General features: G+C 64.5%; 20 protein-coding genes and 1 pseudogene. 15 read left to right on the top strand and 6 right to left on the bottom strand.

Features of this window, described 5'->3' with window-relative positions; genetic code table 11:
- A partial coding sequence (locus VMR03_RS06620) for a crotonase/enoyl-CoA hydratase family protein (RefSeq protein ID WP_325403473.1) occupies window positions 1-525 on the top strand: 525 nt, incomplete at its 5' end.
- Window positions 526-540: 15 nt separating this feature from the next.
- Here VMR03_RS06620 and VMR03_RS06615 read toward each other — a convergent pair.
- On the bottom strand, window positions 541-2,388 hold the full coding sequence (locus tag VMR03_RS06615; protein WP_325403471.1) for a hypothetical protein: 1,848 nt from the start codon (window positions 2,386-2,388) through the stop codon (window positions 541-543).
- A 216-nt stretch (window positions 2,389-2,604) separates the two neighbouring features.
- Here VMR03_RS06615 and ccmA point away from each other — a divergent pair, with 216 nt between their 5' ends.
- The 5 genes from ccmA (at window position 2,605) to VMR03_RS06590 (ending at window position 5,471) form a co-directional block, all read left to right on the top strand.
- Complete coding sequence (gene ccmA / locus VMR03_RS06610) at window positions 2,605-3,234, top strand: heme ABC exporter ATP-binding protein CcmA (protein WP_325403469.1); 630 nt, start codon at window positions 2,605-2,607, stop codon at window positions 3,232-3,234.
- Window positions 3,231-3,908, top strand: a complete 678-nt coding sequence (gene ccmB, locus VMR03_RS06605) for a heme exporter protein CcmB (RefSeq protein ID WP_325403467.1) — start codon at window positions 3,231-3,233, stop codon at window positions 3,906-3,908. The genes ccmA and ccmB overlap by 4 nt, the downstream gene beginning before the upstream one ends.
- 77 nt (window positions 3,909-3,985) lie before the next feature.
- The gene (locus VMR03_RS06600) at window positions 3,986-4,741 is read left to right on the top strand and encodes a heme ABC transporter permease (protein WP_325403465.1); all 756 of its coding nucleotides are present in this window, start codon (window positions 3,986-3,988) and stop codon (window positions 4,739-4,741) included.
- A gap of 2 nt (window positions 4,742-4,743) precedes the next feature.
- Window positions 4,744-4,941: a heme exporter protein CcmD gene (gene ccmD / locus VMR03_RS06595; RefSeq protein WP_325403463.1), complete on the top strand. Its 198-nt coding sequence runs from the start codon at window positions 4,744-4,746 to the stop codon at window positions 4,939-4,941.
- Window positions 4,938-5,471, top strand: coding sequence for a DsbE family thiol:disulfide interchange protein (locus VMR03_RS06590; RefSeq protein ID WP_325403461.1), 534 nt, complete (start codon window positions 4,938-4,940; stop codon window positions 5,469-5,471). Before ccmD ends, VMR03_RS06590 begins: the two co-directional genes overlap by 4 nt.
- Before the next feature lie 28 nt (window positions 5,472-5,499).
- Here VMR03_RS06590 and VMR03_RS06585 read toward each other — a convergent pair whose 3' ends face one another.
- Window positions 5,500-6,060 (bottom strand): MarR family winged helix-turn-helix transcriptional regulator, encoded by a 561-nt coding sequence (locus VMR03_RS06585; protein WP_325403459.1) that lies wholly within the window; start codon window positions 6,058-6,060, stop codon window positions 5,500-5,502.
- Between the two features lie 401 nt (window positions 6,061-6,461).
- On the opposite strand from VMR03_RS06585, the gene VMR03_RS06580 reads away from it, so the two are divergent.
- Window positions 6,462-7,025, top strand: a complete 564-nt coding sequence (locus VMR03_RS06580) for an NUDIX hydrolase (RefSeq protein ID WP_325403457.1) — start codon at window positions 6,462-6,464, stop codon at window positions 7,023-7,025.
- 97 nt (window positions 7,026-7,122) lie between these two features.
- The gene (locus VMR03_RS06575; RefSeq protein WP_325403455.1) at window positions 7,123-8,790 is read left to right on the top strand and encodes an MFS transporter; all 1,668 of its coding nucleotides are present in this window, start codon (window positions 7,123-7,125) and stop codon (window positions 8,788-8,790) included.
- 4 nt (window positions 8,791-8,794) lie between these two features.
- On the opposite strand, the gene VMR03_RS06570 is transcribed toward VMR03_RS06575, so the two are convergent.
- The 4 genes from VMR03_RS06570 to dapF are packed head-to-tail and all read right to left on the bottom strand — an operon-like array spanning window position 8,795 to window position 12,497.
- A complete protein-coding gene (locus tag VMR03_RS06570) occupies window positions 8,795-9,424 on the bottom strand; it encodes a septation protein A (protein WP_325403453.1) in 630 nt (209 codons plus the stop codon).
- A gap of 3 nt (window positions 9,425-9,427) precedes the next feature.
- Window positions 9,428-10,486 (bottom strand): signal recognition particle-docking protein FtsY, encoded by a 1,059-nt coding sequence (gene ftsY, locus VMR03_RS06565; protein WP_414693153.1) that lies wholly within the window; start codon window positions 10,484-10,486, stop codon window positions 9,428-9,430.
- On the bottom strand, window positions 10,378-11,643 hold the full coding sequence (gene mtaB, locus VMR03_RS06560; protein WP_325403451.1) for a tRNA (N(6)-L-threonylcarbamoyladenosine(37)-C(2))-methylthiotransferase MtaB: 1,266 nt from the start codon (window positions 11,641-11,643) through the stop codon (window positions 10,378-10,380). The genes ftsY and mtaB overlap by 109 nt, the downstream gene beginning before the upstream one ends.
- Window positions 11,640-12,497 carry a diaminopimelate epimerase gene (dapF, locus tag VMR03_RS06555; protein WP_325403449.1) on the bottom strand — a complete coding sequence of 286 codons (858 nt, stop codon included), beginning with the start codon at window positions 12,495-12,497 and terminating at the stop codon, window positions 11,640-11,642. Before dapF ends, mtaB begins: the two co-directional genes overlap by 4 nt.
- 129 nt (window positions 12,498-12,626) lie before the next feature.
- Here dapF and VMR03_RS06550 point away from each other — a divergent pair, with 129 nt between their 5' ends.
- The 7 genes and pseudogenes from VMR03_RS06550 to VMR03_RS06520 all read left to right on the top strand — a co-directional run.
- Window positions 12,627-13,115, top strand: coding sequence for a CinA family protein (locus tag VMR03_RS06550; protein WP_325403447.1), 489 nt, complete (start codon window positions 12,627-12,629; stop codon window positions 13,113-13,115).
- Window positions 13,116-13,222: 107 nt separating this feature from the next.
- The gene (locus VMR03_RS06545; RefSeq protein WP_325403445.1) at window positions 13,223-13,465 is read left to right on the top strand and encodes a hypothetical protein; all 243 of its coding nucleotides are present in this window, start codon (window positions 13,223-13,225) and stop codon (window positions 13,463-13,465) included.
- Window positions 13,466-13,581: 116 nt separating this feature from the next.
- Entirely contained in the window at window positions 13,582-13,788 is a 207-nt protein-coding gene (locus VMR03_RS06540; RefSeq protein ID WP_325403443.1) for a hypothetical protein, read from the top strand.
- A 195-nt stretch (window positions 13,789-13,983) separates the two neighbouring features.
- Window positions 13,984-15,537: a signal recognition particle protein gene (gene ffh / locus VMR03_RS06535; protein ID WP_325403441.1), complete on the top strand. Its 1,554-nt coding sequence runs from the start codon at window positions 13,984-13,986 to the stop codon at window positions 15,535-15,537.
- A 67-nt stretch (window positions 15,538-15,604) separates the two neighbouring features.
- Window positions 15,605-15,979 (top strand): 30S ribosomal protein S16, encoded by a 375-nt coding sequence (rpsP, locus tag VMR03_RS06530; RefSeq protein WP_325403439.1) that lies wholly within the window; start codon window positions 15,605-15,607, stop codon window positions 15,977-15,979.
- Window positions 15,980-15,997: 18 nt separating this feature from the next.
- Entirely contained in the window at window positions 15,998-16,558 is a 561-nt protein-coding gene (gene rimM, locus VMR03_RS06525; RefSeq protein WP_325403437.1) for a ribosome maturation factor RimM, read from the top strand.
- Window positions 16,551-16,992, top strand: a pseudogene (locus VMR03_RS06520) (tRNA (guanosine(37)-N1)-methyltransferase TrmD); the annotation flags it as partial. The gene rimM and the pseudogene VMR03_RS06520, both read left to right, overlap by 8 nt.

Genomic DNA, 16,992 nt, shown 5'->3' with positions numbered 1-16,992 from the left:
ATGGGCCCGTCGCGCATGCTGCTTTCCAAGCCCGTCATCGGGGCCATTTCGGGCTTCGCGGTCGCCGGCGGGCTCGAACTCGCGCTCTGGTGCGACATGCGCGTCGTCGAGGAAGGGGCGGTGATGGGCGTCTTCTGCCGCCGCTGGGGTGTGCCGCTGATCGACGGCGGCACGGTGCGCCTGCCGCGGCTCATCGGCCATGCGCGCGCCATGGACCTCATCCTCACCGGCCGTCCGGTCGAGGCCGTGGAAGCGCTTGCGATCGGGCTCGCGAACCGCGTCGTGCCGAAGGGGCAGGCGCGCGCCGAGGCCGAGAAGCTCGCCGCCGAGATCGCGCGCTTTCCGCAACTCTGCCTCAGGCACGACCGCATGTCGGCCTATGAGCAATGGGACCTGCCTTACGACCGCGCCATCGCCAACGAGTTCGAGCATGGCCGAAAGGTGATGGCCAGTGGCGAGACGGTGAAGGGCGCGGCACGCTTCGCCGCCGGCAAGGGTCGGGGCGGACGGTTCGATGAGATCTGAGCCAAGTTCGCGGGTTTAATCCAGTGCGCAGGCCGATAGCAGCGACGATCCGGAAAGCGTGATCGCGATGCGGCGATCAATGACGCCGACAACCGCGACCTGGCCTGTCGGAGAAGAGTCGAAATAGGTTTCGAAGCCGCCTCGGGCAAAGAGGGGCCGTCCGAGATATGCGGCAACGTCGTTTCTTTGTGCCGACAGACCGCTCTCCACAACGGCCTTGCAACCGATAACCGCCCAGACCTCCAGACGCTTCCCCAACCGCGGGTCAAGCCAGCCATATATCCTTCCGCCTTGCTTGGGTTCGATCAGATCGAGGTGGCCTTGCCCTTCAAAGGACGGCGCGATCGAGATCGTATGGCTGGTTCCCGAGGCATCATCCAGGCGAAGGCGCGGGAGATCGGCAAGCGATATCACCTCGCCTCCGTCGAGGACGATGTGGGTTGCCTGGTCCCAGGGCGCGACGCGCGGGGCTTCGATCAACAACCCGGCGAAATGGCCGAGGTCGGTGTAGTCGATCATCCAGGTCGGCGTCATGAGCGCCGGCATTATGCGTTCGCCGAGGATCGGTGCGCTTTTTTGTGCCTCGCGTGCGTAGCTTGTCCGAAAAGTGCTCATGAACTGCCGCACACCGACCGTATCCCAGACCGCCGGATAGGTCGTTCCAGTCCACAGGGCAAGCATCATCGCGGGTAGGGATACCGCGAGAAATACTTTCTCCGTCTTGCGGGACGTAACGACGCTCCGGCCGGCATAGGCATGGCCGAGGCCGAGCGAGACAAAGGCGAGGATCATCATTCCGCCGTCGAGCGTATAGCGACCGCTTACGGCGGACCACGGACCGTAAATGGCAGCTCGCGCCAATCCGATTATCACGATACCGGCAATCAATGTGACGGCGAGCCCGCCCCAGAGCCACAGCGCGGCGGAATTGCGGCGCAGAGCGACAAATACCGCGCCGCCGAGTGCAATGTCGGCCACAAGGGCACCAAGGAACATGATAAAACCCGGCGTCGCTTCGACGATATGAAAACCGGCCAAGGCGCTGATCATTCCATACTGGAGGCCGATCAACGTGAATTTGATGACGGCGGGGACAGATGCGAGATCAAGGCCGGTCGCGCCATGCTTGATCGCGACCAATGAAGCGGCGATCAGATAGAGGGCTGCAACCGGCATCATCGGCGCGCTGTCGCGCAGAGCTCCCATGAGATGCGCGACGATATCGTCGTCCTGTTTCCGGCTTACGCGGACGAAAAGTCGGATAGCGATGAAGGGAATGATGAGGATGAGTGTCTTTGCATAAAAGCCAAGACCAATCGTATAGATCGCAGCGGCCGCCAGCGCCTGCCGGGAACGCAAACGAGAAGCAGGATCGGCCGCGATAAAGATGCAAGCAAGAGCGGCAATTGTCCCAGGAAAACTATGGAGTCCGGCGCTCCACCAGCGCTGCGGCTCAATTGGGAGAAGAGAGGTCGCGGCAATACCGACAAGTGCGGCGGCAACGCCAACAGGCGCTCGCGCTCGCCTGACGATCGCGCCGATGAATCCAACGACGGACGAACTCATCAATAGCGTAAAGAATATGACGGCGCCGTGGTTCAGGCCGAATATCTGAAAGAAAATTAGATGCGCGGCGCGGTACAAGGGGACTGTTTGTCCGTAAACCGCCCAGAAGAAATAATGCCAGTTCCCTGCATTTTCCTTTTGTAAAATATCGTTGAAGAAATCGTCCGAGAAGAAATAGCTGTCATAGAGGCGTGTGAGGGAGACGCCGATGTGGAGCAGAATGGCAGTCGAGACGATAAGAAGATGGATTCTTTTCGGGGATCGTTCGACAAATCCGATTGCCTGTATACTTTTCATGGTTGCCCCCCTTGCGGCGAGAGAAGACTAAAGAGCGGGCATGTACTCCGCAACAATGGCATTGCTCAATGCAGCTTGCGATGAAATCCGAAATCTGAATATCTGGTGGCAAGATGCGTTTGCCGGCGGTTCGATACTGGCAAACGCACGACAATTTAGTGATCAGGCTATTCCGTGTCCTATGAGAGCAAACGTCACTTTCCAGGCGACGCGAGATTGATAGCTGAAAATCTCGCTTGCATTCGCGGCGGGCGCGTCGTTTTCGAGGGGCTCGATTTCGGGGTCGCGGGCGGCGAGGCCTTGATCGTCACGGGCCGCAACGGGGCGGGGAAATCGAGCCTGCTGCGCCAGATCGCCGGGCTCGTCGACATCGCGGAGGGGCGGATCGCGCTCGAGGGGGGCGACACCGAGCTGACGCTGCCGGAGCAGACGCATTATGTCGGGCATCTCGACGCGCTGAAGGCGGCGATGAGCGTTCGCGAGACGGCGCTATTCTGGAGCGGATATCTGGGCGGCGGCGGCATCGACGATGCGCTGGAGCGGCTCGACCTCGGCGATCTCGTGGACCTTCCCGTTGCCTATCTCTCGGCCGGGCAGAGGCGGCGGCTCGCACTGGCGCGACTCCTTCTCGCGCCGCGCCCCGTCTGGCTGCTCGACGAGCCGACCGTGGCGCTCGACCGGGCGAGCGTCGCGCGTCTCGTCGTTCTGATGGAGGCGCATCTTGCGGACGGCGGCATCATCGTTGCGGCGACGCATCAGGATCTCGGGCTCGGCGGCGCGCGCTCGCTGGTTCTCGGCGCGCCGCAGGGTGGCTTCGCGGATCTTCACCAGGATGCTTCGGCATGATGCGCGCCTTCCATATGCTTGTTGCGCGCGATACGAGGCTCGCGATCCGCGTCGGCGGCGGCGCGGGCATGGCCGTCTTCTTCTTTCTGACGGTTGTTTCGATCGTGCCGCTCGGCATCGGTCCCAATCTGAAGCTGCTGGCCTCCATCGCGCCCGGCATGCTCTGGGTGGCGCTGCTGCTTTCGGCGCTGCTGACGCTCGACAGGCTTTTCCAGGCCGATTACGAGGACGGCTCGCTCGATCTCCTGATGACGGGCGCGCTGCCGCTCGAATTCGTCGCGGCGGCGAAGGCGTTCAGCCATTGGCTCACCACGGGCCTGCCGCTCGTCGTCGCCGCGCCGCTGCTCGGGCTTCTGCTCAATCTCGATACGGAAGATTTCGGGCCGCTCGTTCTCGCGATGCTGGTCGGCACGCCGGCCTTGAGCTTTCTCGGCGGCATCGGCGCGGCGCTCACCGTCAGCATCAGGCGCGGCGGGCTGCTCGCCTCGCTGCTGGTCATTCCCTTCTATATTCCGGTGCTCATTTTCGGGGTCGGGGCGGCGGGGGGCGGCGGCGTTTCCGCCGTGCCCGGCGCGGGCGGGCAGAGCCTGCTGCTGCTCGGCGCCGTCTCGCTGGTGAGCCTCGTTCTCGGGCCGGTCGCCTCGGCGGCGGCGCTCCGGGCCAATCTTCGATGAAGGTCATCTCGATTCTGGATCACACGCGGCAAAATGCCTCGCGGGCTCTCTTGCCCTCGGGCCGGGAGGATCGCTAAATGACGGCCATGTCAGACCTCACCGCATCGCAGAGATTGCAGGCTTTCGCCAACCCGGCGCGCTTCATGGCGCTGTCGGACCGGTTGCTGCCGGCCTGTGCCGTCGTCACGTGCCTGCTTCTCGCGGCCGGCCTCTATCTCTCGCTCTTCGTGTCGCCCGCCGACTATCAGCAGGGCGAGACGGTGCGGATCATGTATATCCATGTGCCGTCGGCCTGGCTCGCCATGTTCGGCTACATGGTGATGGCGGGCGCTTCGGCCGTGGCGCTTGTTTTCCGTCATCCGCTCGCCGACATCGCGGCAAAATCGGCGGCCCCCATCGGCGCGGCCTTCACGTTTCTGGCGTTGGTCACGGGCTCGCTCTGGGGCCGGCCGATGTGGGGGACATGGTGGGTCTGGGACGCGCGCCTCACCTCGATGCTGATCCTCTTCTTTCTTTATCTCGGCTACATGGCGCTCTGGGCGACGATCGAGGAGCCGGTGAGAGCGGGCCGCGCGGCGGCGGTGCTGGCGCTGGTCGGTTCGATCAACGTGCCGATCATTCATTATTCGGTCGTCTGGTGGAACACGCTGCATCAGCCGGCGAGCGTCTTCCGCATCGACGGGCCGGCCATCGCGAGTTCGATGCTGATGCCGCTCGGCGTCATGGCGCTCGGTTTCACGCTCTTCTTCGTGACGCTGCTTCTGGTGCGGATGCGGGCGGAAATCTTCCGCCGCCGCGTGCGCGTATTGCGTCTTGCGCGGACGGAGCGCTGAACATGCAGAATTTTTTCGCGATGGGCGGATATGCGGCTTTCGTCTGGCCATGTTATGCGATTGCAGCCTTGGTGATGGCCGGCATCGCAATACAAAGCGTCATGGATTTCCGCGCTCAGCAGCGTCTCGTCCGCGAACTCGACAAGGGTAAGGCCGCGCGTCCCCGGGCCGCGGCGCGGGAGGCGGGGCCCGATAGATGAGGTTCACCGCCCTGATTCCGGCCGGACTCTTCGTGGTTCTCGCCGGCTTCTTTCTCGTTGCGATCTTTCGCGGCGATCCGTCGCGCGTGCCGTCGGCGCTGATCGGCCGTTATGTTCCCGCCTTTTCGCTGGACGCCGTCGAGGGGCTCGACAGGCCCGGCATGGCAAGCACCGATTTCGGGCAGGGCAAGCCTGTCGTCGTCAACGTCTTCGCGTCATGGTGCGTGCCCTGCCGCGAGGAACATCCGGTGCTGATGGAATTGAAGGCGGTTGCCGGCGTGCCGATCTACGGCATCAACTACAAGGACAGCCCCGAAGCGGCGCGGCGGTTCCTCGGCGAACTCGGCAATCCTTTCGACCGCGTCGGCGCGGACCCGAAAGGCCGCGTGTCGATCGACTGGGGCGTCTATGGCGTGCCGGAAACCTATATCGTCGACGGTAAGGGGCGCATTGCCTACAAACATGTAGGCCCGCTCACACCGGATCTCATCGATGGGGAAATTCTGCCGGCGCTCAGGGCTGCCCGGTAAGGTGGCAGGCCCCGAGCACCGGCGAATATCAGGACGCCTTGCGGCGCGTGGGCGCGCGCTTGGCGGCCGGGCGCTTGCGCGCCGGTGTCGCGGCGGCCCGGCGCGTCTTCTTGGCGCGGGCGGGCTGCTCAACCGATTTCGCTTCGCCCATGGCGCTGGCGAGATGCGACAGCCCCTTCAGAAGCTCGGTCTGCGCCGCCTTCGGCAGCAGGTCGAGAAGCGCCTTTTCAGCGGCGAGCGCGCGAGGCAACGCGCCGTTGAGCGCGCGGCGGCCTGCAGCCGTGAGCCGGACGGCATTGGCCCGGGCGTCTTCCGCGGTGCGCTTGCGGGCGAGCAGGCCGTTCTTGATCATGCGGCTGATCATGTCGGCCAGCGTCGAACGGTCGATGCCCGTGCGGTTGACGAGATCCGTCTGGCTCAGACCCTCTTCTTCATTGACCGCGAAGAGCACGATGAACTGGCGCGGCGTGATCGCGCCGGTGCCCATCTGCTGAACGAACTGGTCATATGCAAATTGCTGGGCGCGCCGCAGCAGATGGCTGAGGGAGCTCTCGAGATCATATCCCCCCGCCGACTTTCTGGCTGCCATTTTGAAAACCTCCGAAGTTTCGCGCCGGAACCCTTTTCACTAGACTAGGTTCCAGTCGCCGTGAGTGACTACGCGATGCCGCCTGCTTGTCGATCGACTGATCGCTGATACGGACAAGCCTTGTATCGTTGGCTCATTTGCGGACGCGGAATAATATCATCATATGCACCCGCCAACCCCGGAGCGCAAGAGCCGCGTGGGCGGTAAATCGTCCGGGTGCCATCCAGTTGCGGATTATGTGCGGGCCTGACCAATTTCGGCATAATGTCCGCTCCATAACACCGTAGTTTCAGCGTATGCCGCTCCTCAGTCCGTGGGCGGAACAACGGTAAGATGAAATGACAAATTCCAGAGATGCCGCCCGAGATGCCGCCAAGGTCCCGCACGCGAGATCAGGCGCAATGAAACACAGGGAGCCGGGCGGCGCACATGAACTTCTCTTCACCCAGCGCGTGCCAACGGGAGACAGCGTGCCGCGCGACGTTTGCGACCATTGCGGCTTCATCCACTACGACAACCCCAAGATCGTTGTGGGTTCCGTCGTCACCCATGGCGAAAAGTTCCTGATGTGCCGCCGGGCAATCGAGCCGCGCAAGGGCTTCTGGACGCTGCCCGCCGGATTCATGGAACACGGCGAAACGACGGAAGAAGGCGCCCGGCGCGAAGCCCGCGAAGAGGCAAACGCCGATATCCGCATTCGCGATCTGCTCGCCGTCTACAATATTCCGCGCATTGCCCAGGTGCAGCTCATGTATCGGGCGGAACTGGCCTCGCCCGAGTTTTCGTCGGGGCCGGAAAGTCTCGAGGTAGCGCTGTTCGACTGGGAGGACATTCCCTGGGACCAGCTTGCCTTCCCCAGCGTTCACTGGGCGCTTCGGCAGTTCCGTTCGGTGATGGACCAGGCCGTCATTGCGCCTTTCGCAAACCCTGAGGGTGAGTTCGGCAACGTTCTGCCTCCCAAATAAGGCGGTCCGGGTTTCTTTTGCTATCTGGCGAAATTGCTCCGTTCGCGGCATTCTCGGCGCTCGCCGCCGGGCGGCGGGCTTAATACGGGGGGAGACGATGGCGATCGATGGGGCAGGTAAGGGGCGTCCGCGCGAGCGGGGCATGACGCCGGAAGAGCGCAAGGTGATTTTCGCCTCCTCGCTCGGCACGATGTTCGAGTGGTACGATTTCTTCGTCTATGGCGCGCTCGCCGCGATCTTCTCCAAGCAGTTCTTCGCCGGCGTCAACGATACGGCGGCCTTCATCTTCGCGCTGCTCGTTTTCGCGGCGGGCTTCGCGGTCCGCCCCTTCGGCGCGCTGGTCTTCGGGCGGCTCGGCGATCTCGTCGGGCGCAAATACACGTTTCTGGTGACGATCCTCGTCATGGGTTTTTCGACCTTCCTGGTCGGTCTTCTGCCTACTTACTCTTCTGTCGGTATTCTTGCGCCCATTCTTCTTGTCCTATTGCGGATGCTGCAAGGCCTCGCCATCGGCGGCGAATATGGCGGCGCCGCGACTTATGTGGCCGAGCATGTACCGGCCCGGCGCCGCGGCGCCTATACGTCGTGGATCCAGATGACGGCGACGGCGGGGCTTTTTCTATCGCTGCTGGTCATTCTTGCCTGCCGTTCGCTGATGGCGCCCGAACATTTCGATATGTGGGGCTGGCGCGTTCCCTTCCTGCTTTCGGCGCTGCTGCTCGGCGTGTCGGTCTGGATCCGGCTCAGGCTCGACGAGTCGCCCGTCTTCAAGCGCATGCAGGCGGAAGGGAAGGGATCGAAGGCGCCGCTGCGCGAGAGCTTCGCCAACTGGAAGAATCTGAAGATCGTGCTGCTCGCACTGTTCGGCCTCTCGATGGGCGAGGCGGTCGTCTGGTACACGGGCCAGTTCTATGCGCTGATCTTTCTTACCCAGGTCCTCAAGGTCGAGCCGCAGACGGCGAACCTGCTGGTCGCGGGCGGGCTCGTCATCGGGACGCCCTTCTTTATCTTTTTCGGTTTCTTCTCCGACCGCATCGGCCGCAAGCCGATCATCATGACGGGCTGCCTGCTGGCCGCGCTCACCTATATGCCGATCTTCCATGGCATCACGCATTTCGCCAATCCCGCGCTCGAGCGTGCGCAGGAAACAGCGCCCGTGGTCGTCACGGCGGACCCGGCGCAGTGTTCGCTGCAATTCAACCCGGTCGGCACGGCGGCCTTCACGTCCTCCTGCGACGTGGCGAAAAGCGCGCTGGTGAAGCGCGGCGTTCCCTATGCGAACGAGAAGGCACCGGCGGGCTCGGTCGCGCAGATCCATGTCGGGGGCGCGCTGATCGTTTCATACGAGGCGACGGCGTCCGGCGCGAAAGACGAGGCGGCGCGGTTCGATGCGGCGCTGACGGCGGCGCTCGCCCAGGCGCGCTATCCGGCCAAGGCCGATCCGACGGAGATCAACGCGCCGATGGTGGTGCTGCTGATCGGGCTTCTCGTCATCTACGCGGCGCTGACCTATGGGCCTATCGCGGCGATGCTGGTTGAACTCTTTCCGGCGCGCATCCGCTATTCGTCGCTGTCGCTGCCCTATCACATCGGCAATGGCTGGTTCGGCGGCTTCATGCCGCCCGTCGCCTTCGCGGTGATCGCGGCGACCGGCAACATCTATGACGGGCTCTGGTATCCGATCATCATTGCGGCCATCTGCTTCGTCATCGGCGTTCTCTTCCTGCCGGAGACGAAGGATCGCGAGATCCATCACGCGGCATGATGATCTATTCGCCGCCGCGGATGGGCTTTTCTGCGGCGGCGTATTTCGTCAGTACGGGCATCTGGAGCATGCCGAAGACGATGGTCAGCGGCATGATGCCGAAGAGCTTGAAGCTGACCCAGAAGTCAGTGGTGAAGCTCCGCCAGATCACTTCGTTGAGCGCCGCGAGAAAGAGAAAATAAAATCCCCAGCGCCGCGTCAGGATCATCCAGCCTTCGTCGGTGAGATCGAAGGCGGCGTCGAAGAGCTGCTTCATCAGCGGCCGGCCGGTGAAGGCGGCGCCGAGAAGGGCGGCGGCGAAGAGCGAATTCACCAGCGTCGGCTTCACCTTGATGAAGAGGTCGTCGTGCAGCACCAGCGTCAGCGTGCCGAAGACGACGACGAAGACGCCGGTGACGAGCGGCATGGTCGGCACCTTTCGGAATCTCCAGTAGGAGACGGCGAGCGAGATCACCGTCACGATCATGAAGGTGGCGGTCGCGTAGAAGATGTTCTGGCTCGGCGGGCCGCCGAAAATCAGATTGCCTTTCGAATTCATCAGGAAGAAGACGACGAGGGGCCCGAGTTCGAGCAGCATGCGCAGCCATTGCGCGCCCGACGGGGCCTGCCTCGGTCCGGTTCCGGTCTCGCTCATGGCTCAATTCGCTCCGGTGATGGCGCGGGCAAAGCTGTCCGCGTCGAAGGGCTGCAGGTCGTCGATGCTCTCGCCGATGCCGATCAGATGCACCGGTATGCCGAAGCGTCTGGCGATGGCGACCAGGATGCCGCCGCGCGCCGTGCCGTCGAGTTTGGTCATCACAAGGCCGGTCACGCCCGCCGTCTTGCCGAAAATCTCGACCTGATTGACCGCGTTCTGGCCCGTCGTCGCATCGAGGACGAGGAGCGTCGCGTGCGGCGCTTCGGGGTCGAGCTTGCGGATCACGCGCAGGATCTTTTCGAGCTCGGCCATCAGGTCGGCCTTATTCTGGAGCCGGCCGGCCGTGTCGATTAGGAGAAGATCGGTGCCCTCTTCCTTCGCGCGGGCGAGCGCCTCATAGGCGAGACCCGCCGCATCGCCGCCGACTTTCGTCGTCACCACGGGGGCGCCGATGCGTTCGCCCCAGACTTTCAACTGCTCGACGGCGGCGGCGCGGAAGGTGTCGCCGGCGGCCAGCATTACGCTCCTGCCGTCGCGTTTGGCCTGCGCCGCGATCTTGGCCGCCGTGGTCGTCTTGCCGGCGCCGTTGACGCCGACCATCAGCACGACGAAGGGTTTCTTCGCGGCGTCGATGACGAAGGGCTTCGCGACGGGCGCGAGCACCTTGGAAATTTCGCTCGCGACGATGGTACGGATTTCCTCGGCCGTGACTTCCTTGTCGTAGCGATCCTTCGCCACGGCTTCCGTCACCAGCGCCGCCGTGTCGAGCCCGAGATCGGCGGTGACGAGAAGCTCTTCGAGTTCGTCGAGGGTCGCGCGGTCGAGCTTCTTCTTCGTGAAGATGCCGGTAATGCCGTCGGAAATGGTGCGGGTCGAGCGCGAAAGACCGTCCTTCATCCGCTGGAAGAAGGATTTCTTTTTCTGCTGCTCGTCCTGCGTGTCGATCTCGTTCATGCGGCCCTGAGCCCTTCGAACGAGGCGCCGTCGTGAGAGGCGAGCCGCACGTCCAGGATCGTGCCGGGACGGAGGCTCGCATCGCTCATGCGGACGGGCGTGAATTGATGCGTACGGCCGATCATCCCGCCTTCCATCAATACGGACCGCGTCGCGCCAAGCCCCGCGTCGAGATGGGTGCGGACGCATTCGGCCCCCTTCAGGCGCAGGCGCTCGGCGCGCTCCTTGACGAGCCGCCGCTCGACCTGCGGCATGCGCGCGGCGGGCGTGCCAGGACGCGGGCTGAACGGAAAGACGTGCAGCCAGGTGAGGCCGCACTCGTCGACGAGGCGCAATGTGTTTTCGAACATCTCGCCGGTCTCGGTCGGGAAGCCGGTGATGAAATCGGCGCCGAAGACGATGTCGGGACGAAGGCGGCGGGCCTCTTCGCAGAAGCGGATCGAATCCGCGCGCTGATGGCGGCGCTTCATGCGCTTCAGGATCATGTCGTCGCCGGACTGAAGCGACAGATGAAGATGCGGCATCAACCGTTCTTCCTCGGCGATCAGGCGCATCAGCTCGCCGTCGGCCTCAATGGAATCGATCGAGGAAAGGCGCAGGCGTTCGAGGTCCGGCACGAGCTTCAGGATGCGGCGCGCGAGATTGCCGAGGCTCGGCGTGCCGGGCAGATCGCCGCCATAGGACGTGATGTCGACGCCGGTCAGCACAATCTCGCGATAGCCGCTCTCGACGAGGGCGCGGACCTGCGCGACGACTTCGCCCGCCGGAACGCTGCGCGAATTCCCGCGTCCATAAGGAATGATGCAGAAGGTGCAGCGATGGTCGCAGCCGTTCTGCACCTGCACGAAAGCGCGCGCGTGACCCTCGAAACCCTGCACCAGATGGCCGGCGGTTTCCTTGACCGACATGATGTCGTTGACGCGCACGCGTTCGTCGGCGTGGGGCGCCGGGGGCGACATCCAGCTTTCGGCCTTCATTTTCTCTTCGTTGCCGAGGACGAGGTTCACTTCCGGCATCGCCGCGAATTCGCCGGGGTTCACCTGCGCCGCACAGCCCGTCACGATGATGCGGGCATCCGGATTTTCGCGGCGCGCCTTGCGGATCGCCTGACGCGCCTGACGCACCGCCGTGTTGGTGACCGCACAGGTATTGAAGACGATGGTGCCTTCGAGGCCTGCCGCCGAGGCGTGAGCCTTCATCACTTCGGATTCATAAGTGTTGAGGCGGCAACCGAAAGTGACGACGTCCGGCCCCGTACTCATGCCAGCGCGCTCCCGGCGAGGAGGCGCGGATCGAGCTCGCCCTCGAATTCGAATTCGATGGGACCGGTCATATAGACGTGGTTGTCCGCCTCGCGCCATTCGATGTCGAGATCGCCACCGGGCAGCGTGATCGTGACCTTGCGTTCGGCGAGACGCTTGCGCGCGGCCGCGACGCCCGTTGCACAGGCGGCGGTGCCGCAGGCCTTTGTGAGGCCCGCGCCGCGTTCCCAGACCTTGAGCCTGATATGCGTCGGCGACAGAACCTGCGCGACCGAGATATTGGCGCGTTCGGGAAAGAGCGGGTGGTTTTCGAGCATCGGGCCGATGCGGCCGAGGTCGATCGCGTCGATATCCTTGACGAAGAAGATCGCATGGGGGTTGCCCATGCTGACGACGGCGGGCGAATGCATGATCGGCGCGCCCAGCGGTCCGACTTCGAGTTCGATGGCGCGGGTATCGGCGAATTCCTCCGAGAGCGGAATCTCGTTCCACTTCAGGCGCGGCTCGCCCATGTCGACGGTGATGCGCCCGTCGCCCGCATCGGTGCAGACGATCGGACCCGACGGCGTCTCGAGCGTGACTTCGCTCTTGCCGGTTTCGTCCAGAATCAGACGGCCGATGCAGCGGCTCGCATTGCCGCAGGCGCCGACCGTCGAACCGTCGGCATTGCGGATACCCATATAGGCGTCGCCGCCGGCGCGGGGCCGTTCGATGGTGATGAGCTGGTCGCAGCCGATACCCTTGTCGCGGTCGGCGATGGCGCGGGTGGCCGCATCCGACAGGGCGAGAGGGTCCGCGCGGACATCCAGCACGACGAAGTCGTTGCCGAGCCCGTTCATCTTCCGGAAATGCATACCCGAGGTCACCATGATGGGCGGTATATGGCGCTTTTCGGCGTGAAATACCAGTCGAATGCCGCTTTGTGGACGCCGGCGTGGCGGTTACTGTCTCGGCCCGCCCATGCCCATCCCGAGGAGGCCCCCATGCAGGAGCTTTTACCGCTGGCCGAGAAAATCGCCGCGCGCCTGAAGGCGAGGGGCGAAACCATCGCCGTCTCGGAATCCTCGACCGGCGGTCTCATGTCGGCGGCGCTGCTCTCGGTGCCGGGGGCGTCGGCCTATTATCTCGGCGGCGCCGTCGTCTATACGAAGAAGGCGCGGGAGGTGCTCATCGACCTTCCGGCTGAGACGATCATCGAGGCGCGGGCACAGAAGCCACTCAGCGAAGCCTTCGTCCTGCTTCTGGGACAGACGCTTCGGACCCAGTTCTCGTCGGACTGGGCACTGGCCGAAATCGGCGCGACGGGCCCTGCCGGCAGCCACTACGGCGATCCGGCGGGGACGGCCTGTCTGGCCCTTGTCGGGCCCGCGGAGCGCAGCCTCACCGTGCGGACCGGCCCGGACGACCGGGTCGCCAACATGCGCGCCTTTGCCCGCGAGGGGCTTGGCCTCCTGCTACAAAATCTTGTGTAAAACAGGAATTTTACTCACATTTTCCGCCATATGTCGCGTCATGGAACCCGGGCCTGCGACAGACGTTCCATATGTGAAGTCCAAAGAGCAGCTACCGGTCGGACGAGATGAGCAGCGTCGATGACGACAATTTTGCTTTCGAGCATTTCAGCTACAAGGTCGATCTTCCGATGAGCCGGGAGAGGGCGCGCTCGGTGAGTATCGGCCCCGTCGCCGAATGGTGCCGGCGCAAGTTCGGGCCTCTTGGCGAGGGCTGGACCTACGAGACCCGCGGCGACACGATCCGTTTCTGCTTCAGTTCCGAGGATGCCGCCGAGCTCTTTGCCGGCGCATGGAGCACGCCTCGCTGATCCGGGTGCGATTCCGGATCGAATTTTCGGAGAAGCTGTTTTCAACAGGAAGCGGGGAGTGGGCGCGGTCATCGAGATCGGCGCCCATCGCAGCCGCTCGGACGAAGGAGGATGAAATGGAAAAACGGACCATGAGGCTCAATCCCGCCGAAGCCCGCTTGCGCGCAAGGCCTAAGCCGCTTCAGCCGGTGGGCGTTCTCGCGGATCAATACAAGGCACAGGACGAGGGCGGGCTGGGTTCGCTTCTCGCCTCGCAGGCCTCGGCCCGGCGAGACGAAGCGCGGCGCGGCGACAAGGCGGCGCGGACCAAGCGCCAGAGCTAAGAGGTCCGGCCTGCACCCTGCCCCAGAAAACCAGGGAATTGACTCCGGGAGGCCGCCACCGTAGCTTCCGCCCGAATTTCGGGACATTCATGACGCCCCGATCCGCCCGAGGCATCGAGCCCGGGTCAACATCCGCCGGCGATATTCGCTCGCGGGTGCATTTTTGTTTTGTCTGGACGGAATGGCGGAAGCCTCATGTTCGAAAATCTGACCGGTCGTCTCGGCGACGTCTTTTCCAAGCTCAGGGGGCGCGGCGCGCTCTCGGAGAAGGACGTCGACGAAGCCCTGCGTGAAGTCCGCCGGGCCCTGCTCGAGGCGGATGTCGCGCTGCCGGTCGTCAAGGATTTCATCGACAAGGTCAAGGCGCGCTCGGTCGGCGTCGAGGTGCTGAAGTCGATCACGCCGGGCCAGCAGGTCATCAAGATCGTCCATGACGAACTGGTCGAGATGCTGGGCGGGACCGGCGACACGTCGATCTCGCTGCAGGCGGCGGCACCGGTCGCGATCATGATGGTCGGTCTGCAGGGCTCCGGCAAAACCACCTCGACCGCCAAGATCGCCAAGCGCTTCGAGGCGCGGGACAAGCGCCGCGTACTGATGGCCTCGCTCGATACGCGCCGTCCGGCCGCGCAGGAACAGCTGAAGATCCTCGGCGAGCAGACCGGCGTCGCGACGCTGCCGATCATCGCCGGCCAGCAGCCGGTGCAGATCGCGCGCCGCGCCATCGAGGCGGCGAAGCTCGGCGGCTACGACATCGTCATGCTCGACACGGCGGGCCGCATCCATATCGACGAAGCGCTGATGGCGGAAGTCGCCGAGGTGCGCGACGTCGCCCATCCGCATGAGACGCTTCTCGTCGCCGACAGCCTGACCGGCCAGGACGCCGTCAATGTCGCGCAGCAGTTCAAGGACCGCATCGGCGTCACCGGCATCGTCCTGACACGGACGGATGGCGACGGGCGCGGCGGTGCGGCGCTTTCGATGCGCGCGGTGACCGGCGTTCCGATCAAGTTGCTCGGCACCGGCGAAAAGCTCGACGCGCTGGAAGACTTCAGGGCGGATCGCGTCGCCGGCCGCATTCTCGGCATGGGCGACGTCGTCAGCCTCGTCGAGAAGGCCGCCGAAACGATCGACGCCGAAAAGGCGCAGAAGATCGCCGCCAAGATGAAGAAGGGTCAGTTCGATCTCGACGATCTGGCCGAACAGCTCAATCAGATGAAGCGCATGGGCGGCATGAAGGGCGTGCTCGGTATGCTGCCCGGCGTCGCGAAAGCGCAGGCGCAGATGGCGAATGCGCATATGGACGACGGCGTGTTGAAGCGCCAGACCGCGATCATCTCGTCGATGACCAAGGCCGAACGACGCAATCCGGGCCTTCTCAATGCGAGCCGCAAGCGGCGCGTTGCGGCGGGCTCCGGCACCGAGGTGCAGGAGATCAACCGCCTCCTCAAGATGCACCGGCAGATGGCCGACATGATGAAGAGCATGGCGCGGCAGAAGGGCGGCGGATTGCTCGGCAAGCTTTTCGGCGGCGGCATGCCCGAGATTCCGCCGGAGCTTGCGAACAATCCCGAGGCGCTGAAGGACATGCTGCCTCCGGGCGGCCTGGGCGGCGGCATGCCCGGCGGGCTTCCCGGTCTCGGTGCCGGCGGGTTGCCGAAGCTGCCGGGCCTTCCCGGCGTTCCGGGTCGCGGCGGTTTTCCCGGCGGAGGTCTTCCGGGCCTTCCGGGCGGCAAAAAGAAGAAGTGAGTTTCGCGCGGGCGGTTCCCGCGCATGGTTTCAAAAGTTTCCGAGTTTCACTGAAAGGCAAAAACACATGGCTCTCAAGATCAGGCTCGCCCGTGGCGGCGCCAAGAAGCGTCCCTTCTACCGCATCGTGATCGCGGACACGCGTTCGCCCCGCGACGGCCGCTTCATCGAGAAGATCGGCACCTTCAACCCGCTGCTGCCGAAGGACCACAAGGACCGTCTGGTCCTCGACGTCGAGCGCGCCAAGCATTGGGTCTCGGTCGGTGCGGTTGCGACCGATCGCGTCGAGCGTTTCCTCGACGGCGCCGGCATCGTGAAGCGTTCGGCCAAGAACAATCCGGAAAAGGCCAAGCCCAAGGCGAAGGCGCAGGAGCGTCTGGCCGCTGCCGCCGCTGCCGCGGAAGAAGCCAAGGCCGCCGCGGAAGCTCCGGCCGAGGCGTAAGCTCCGGTCCGCGCGCGCATGTCCGATCGCCCGCAGAAGAAAGTCTGTCTCGGCGTCGTCGTGGGCGCGCATGGCGTGCGCGGCGAGGTGCGGGTGAAGCCCTATACGGAGGAGCCGAAAGGCGTCGCCGGATATGGGCCGGTCGAGACCAGGGAGGGCCGCCGCTTCAAGATCGCGGCGGTCGGGCTCGCCAAGGGCACGGTGATCTGCCGCCTCGACGGGGTGGCGGATCGCGACGAGGCGGAGGCCTTGCGCGGCACCGAGCTCTTTGTCGACCGGGCGCGCCTGCCGGAAACGGACGAGGAGGAAGGCTGGTATCACGCCGACCTCATCGGGCTTTCGGCGGTGGGCATGGACGGCGAGGTCTATGGCCGGGTCGTGGCGGTCGAGAATTTCGGCGCGGGCGATCTTCTGGAGATCGAGCGGGCCGAAGGCGGTCCTTCGGTCTATCTGCCCTTCACGGATGGGAACGTGCCGGAAGTCGATATTGCGGGGCAGCGGATCGTGATCGATCCGCCCGCCGGCATCTTCGACGAGGGCCCGGCGGACGAAGACGCGGGCGAGGCTGAAAATGGCTGAGCCCTTGCCTCAAGCCTGGACGGCGACGGTACTGACGCTCTTTCCGGAGATGTTTCCGGGACCTCTGGGCGTCTCGCTGGCGGGGCGGGCGCTGGAAGCTGGAACGTGGCGGCTCGAAGCGGTGGATATTCGTGGTTTTGCCACGGACAGGCACCGTTCGGTCGACGACACGCCCTCAGGCGGCGGTCCGGGCATGGTGATGCGGGCCGATGTGGTCGCCGCGGCGATCGACGGGGCGATGGCGGAAGGGGCTTCCAAGCCCTTGATTTACCTGAGCCCCCGGGGCGCGCCGCTGACACAGGCCCGCGTCCGGGAGTTGGCGTCGGGGGCCGGCGTGACGCTTCTCTGCGGGCGTTTCGAGGGGCTCGACGAGCGGGTCATCGAGGCTCGTGGGCTCGAAGAGGTGAGCCTCGGCGATTTCGTCCTTTCGGGCG

It is taken from the genome of Parvibaculum sp. (assembly GCF_035511255.1).
Lineage (GTDB): Bacteria > Pseudomonadota > Alphaproteobacteria > Parvibaculales > Parvibaculaceae > Parvibaculum.
Note: the sequence above shows the minus strand (reverse complement) of the source record. Positions and strands in the feature narration are given on the sequence as shown.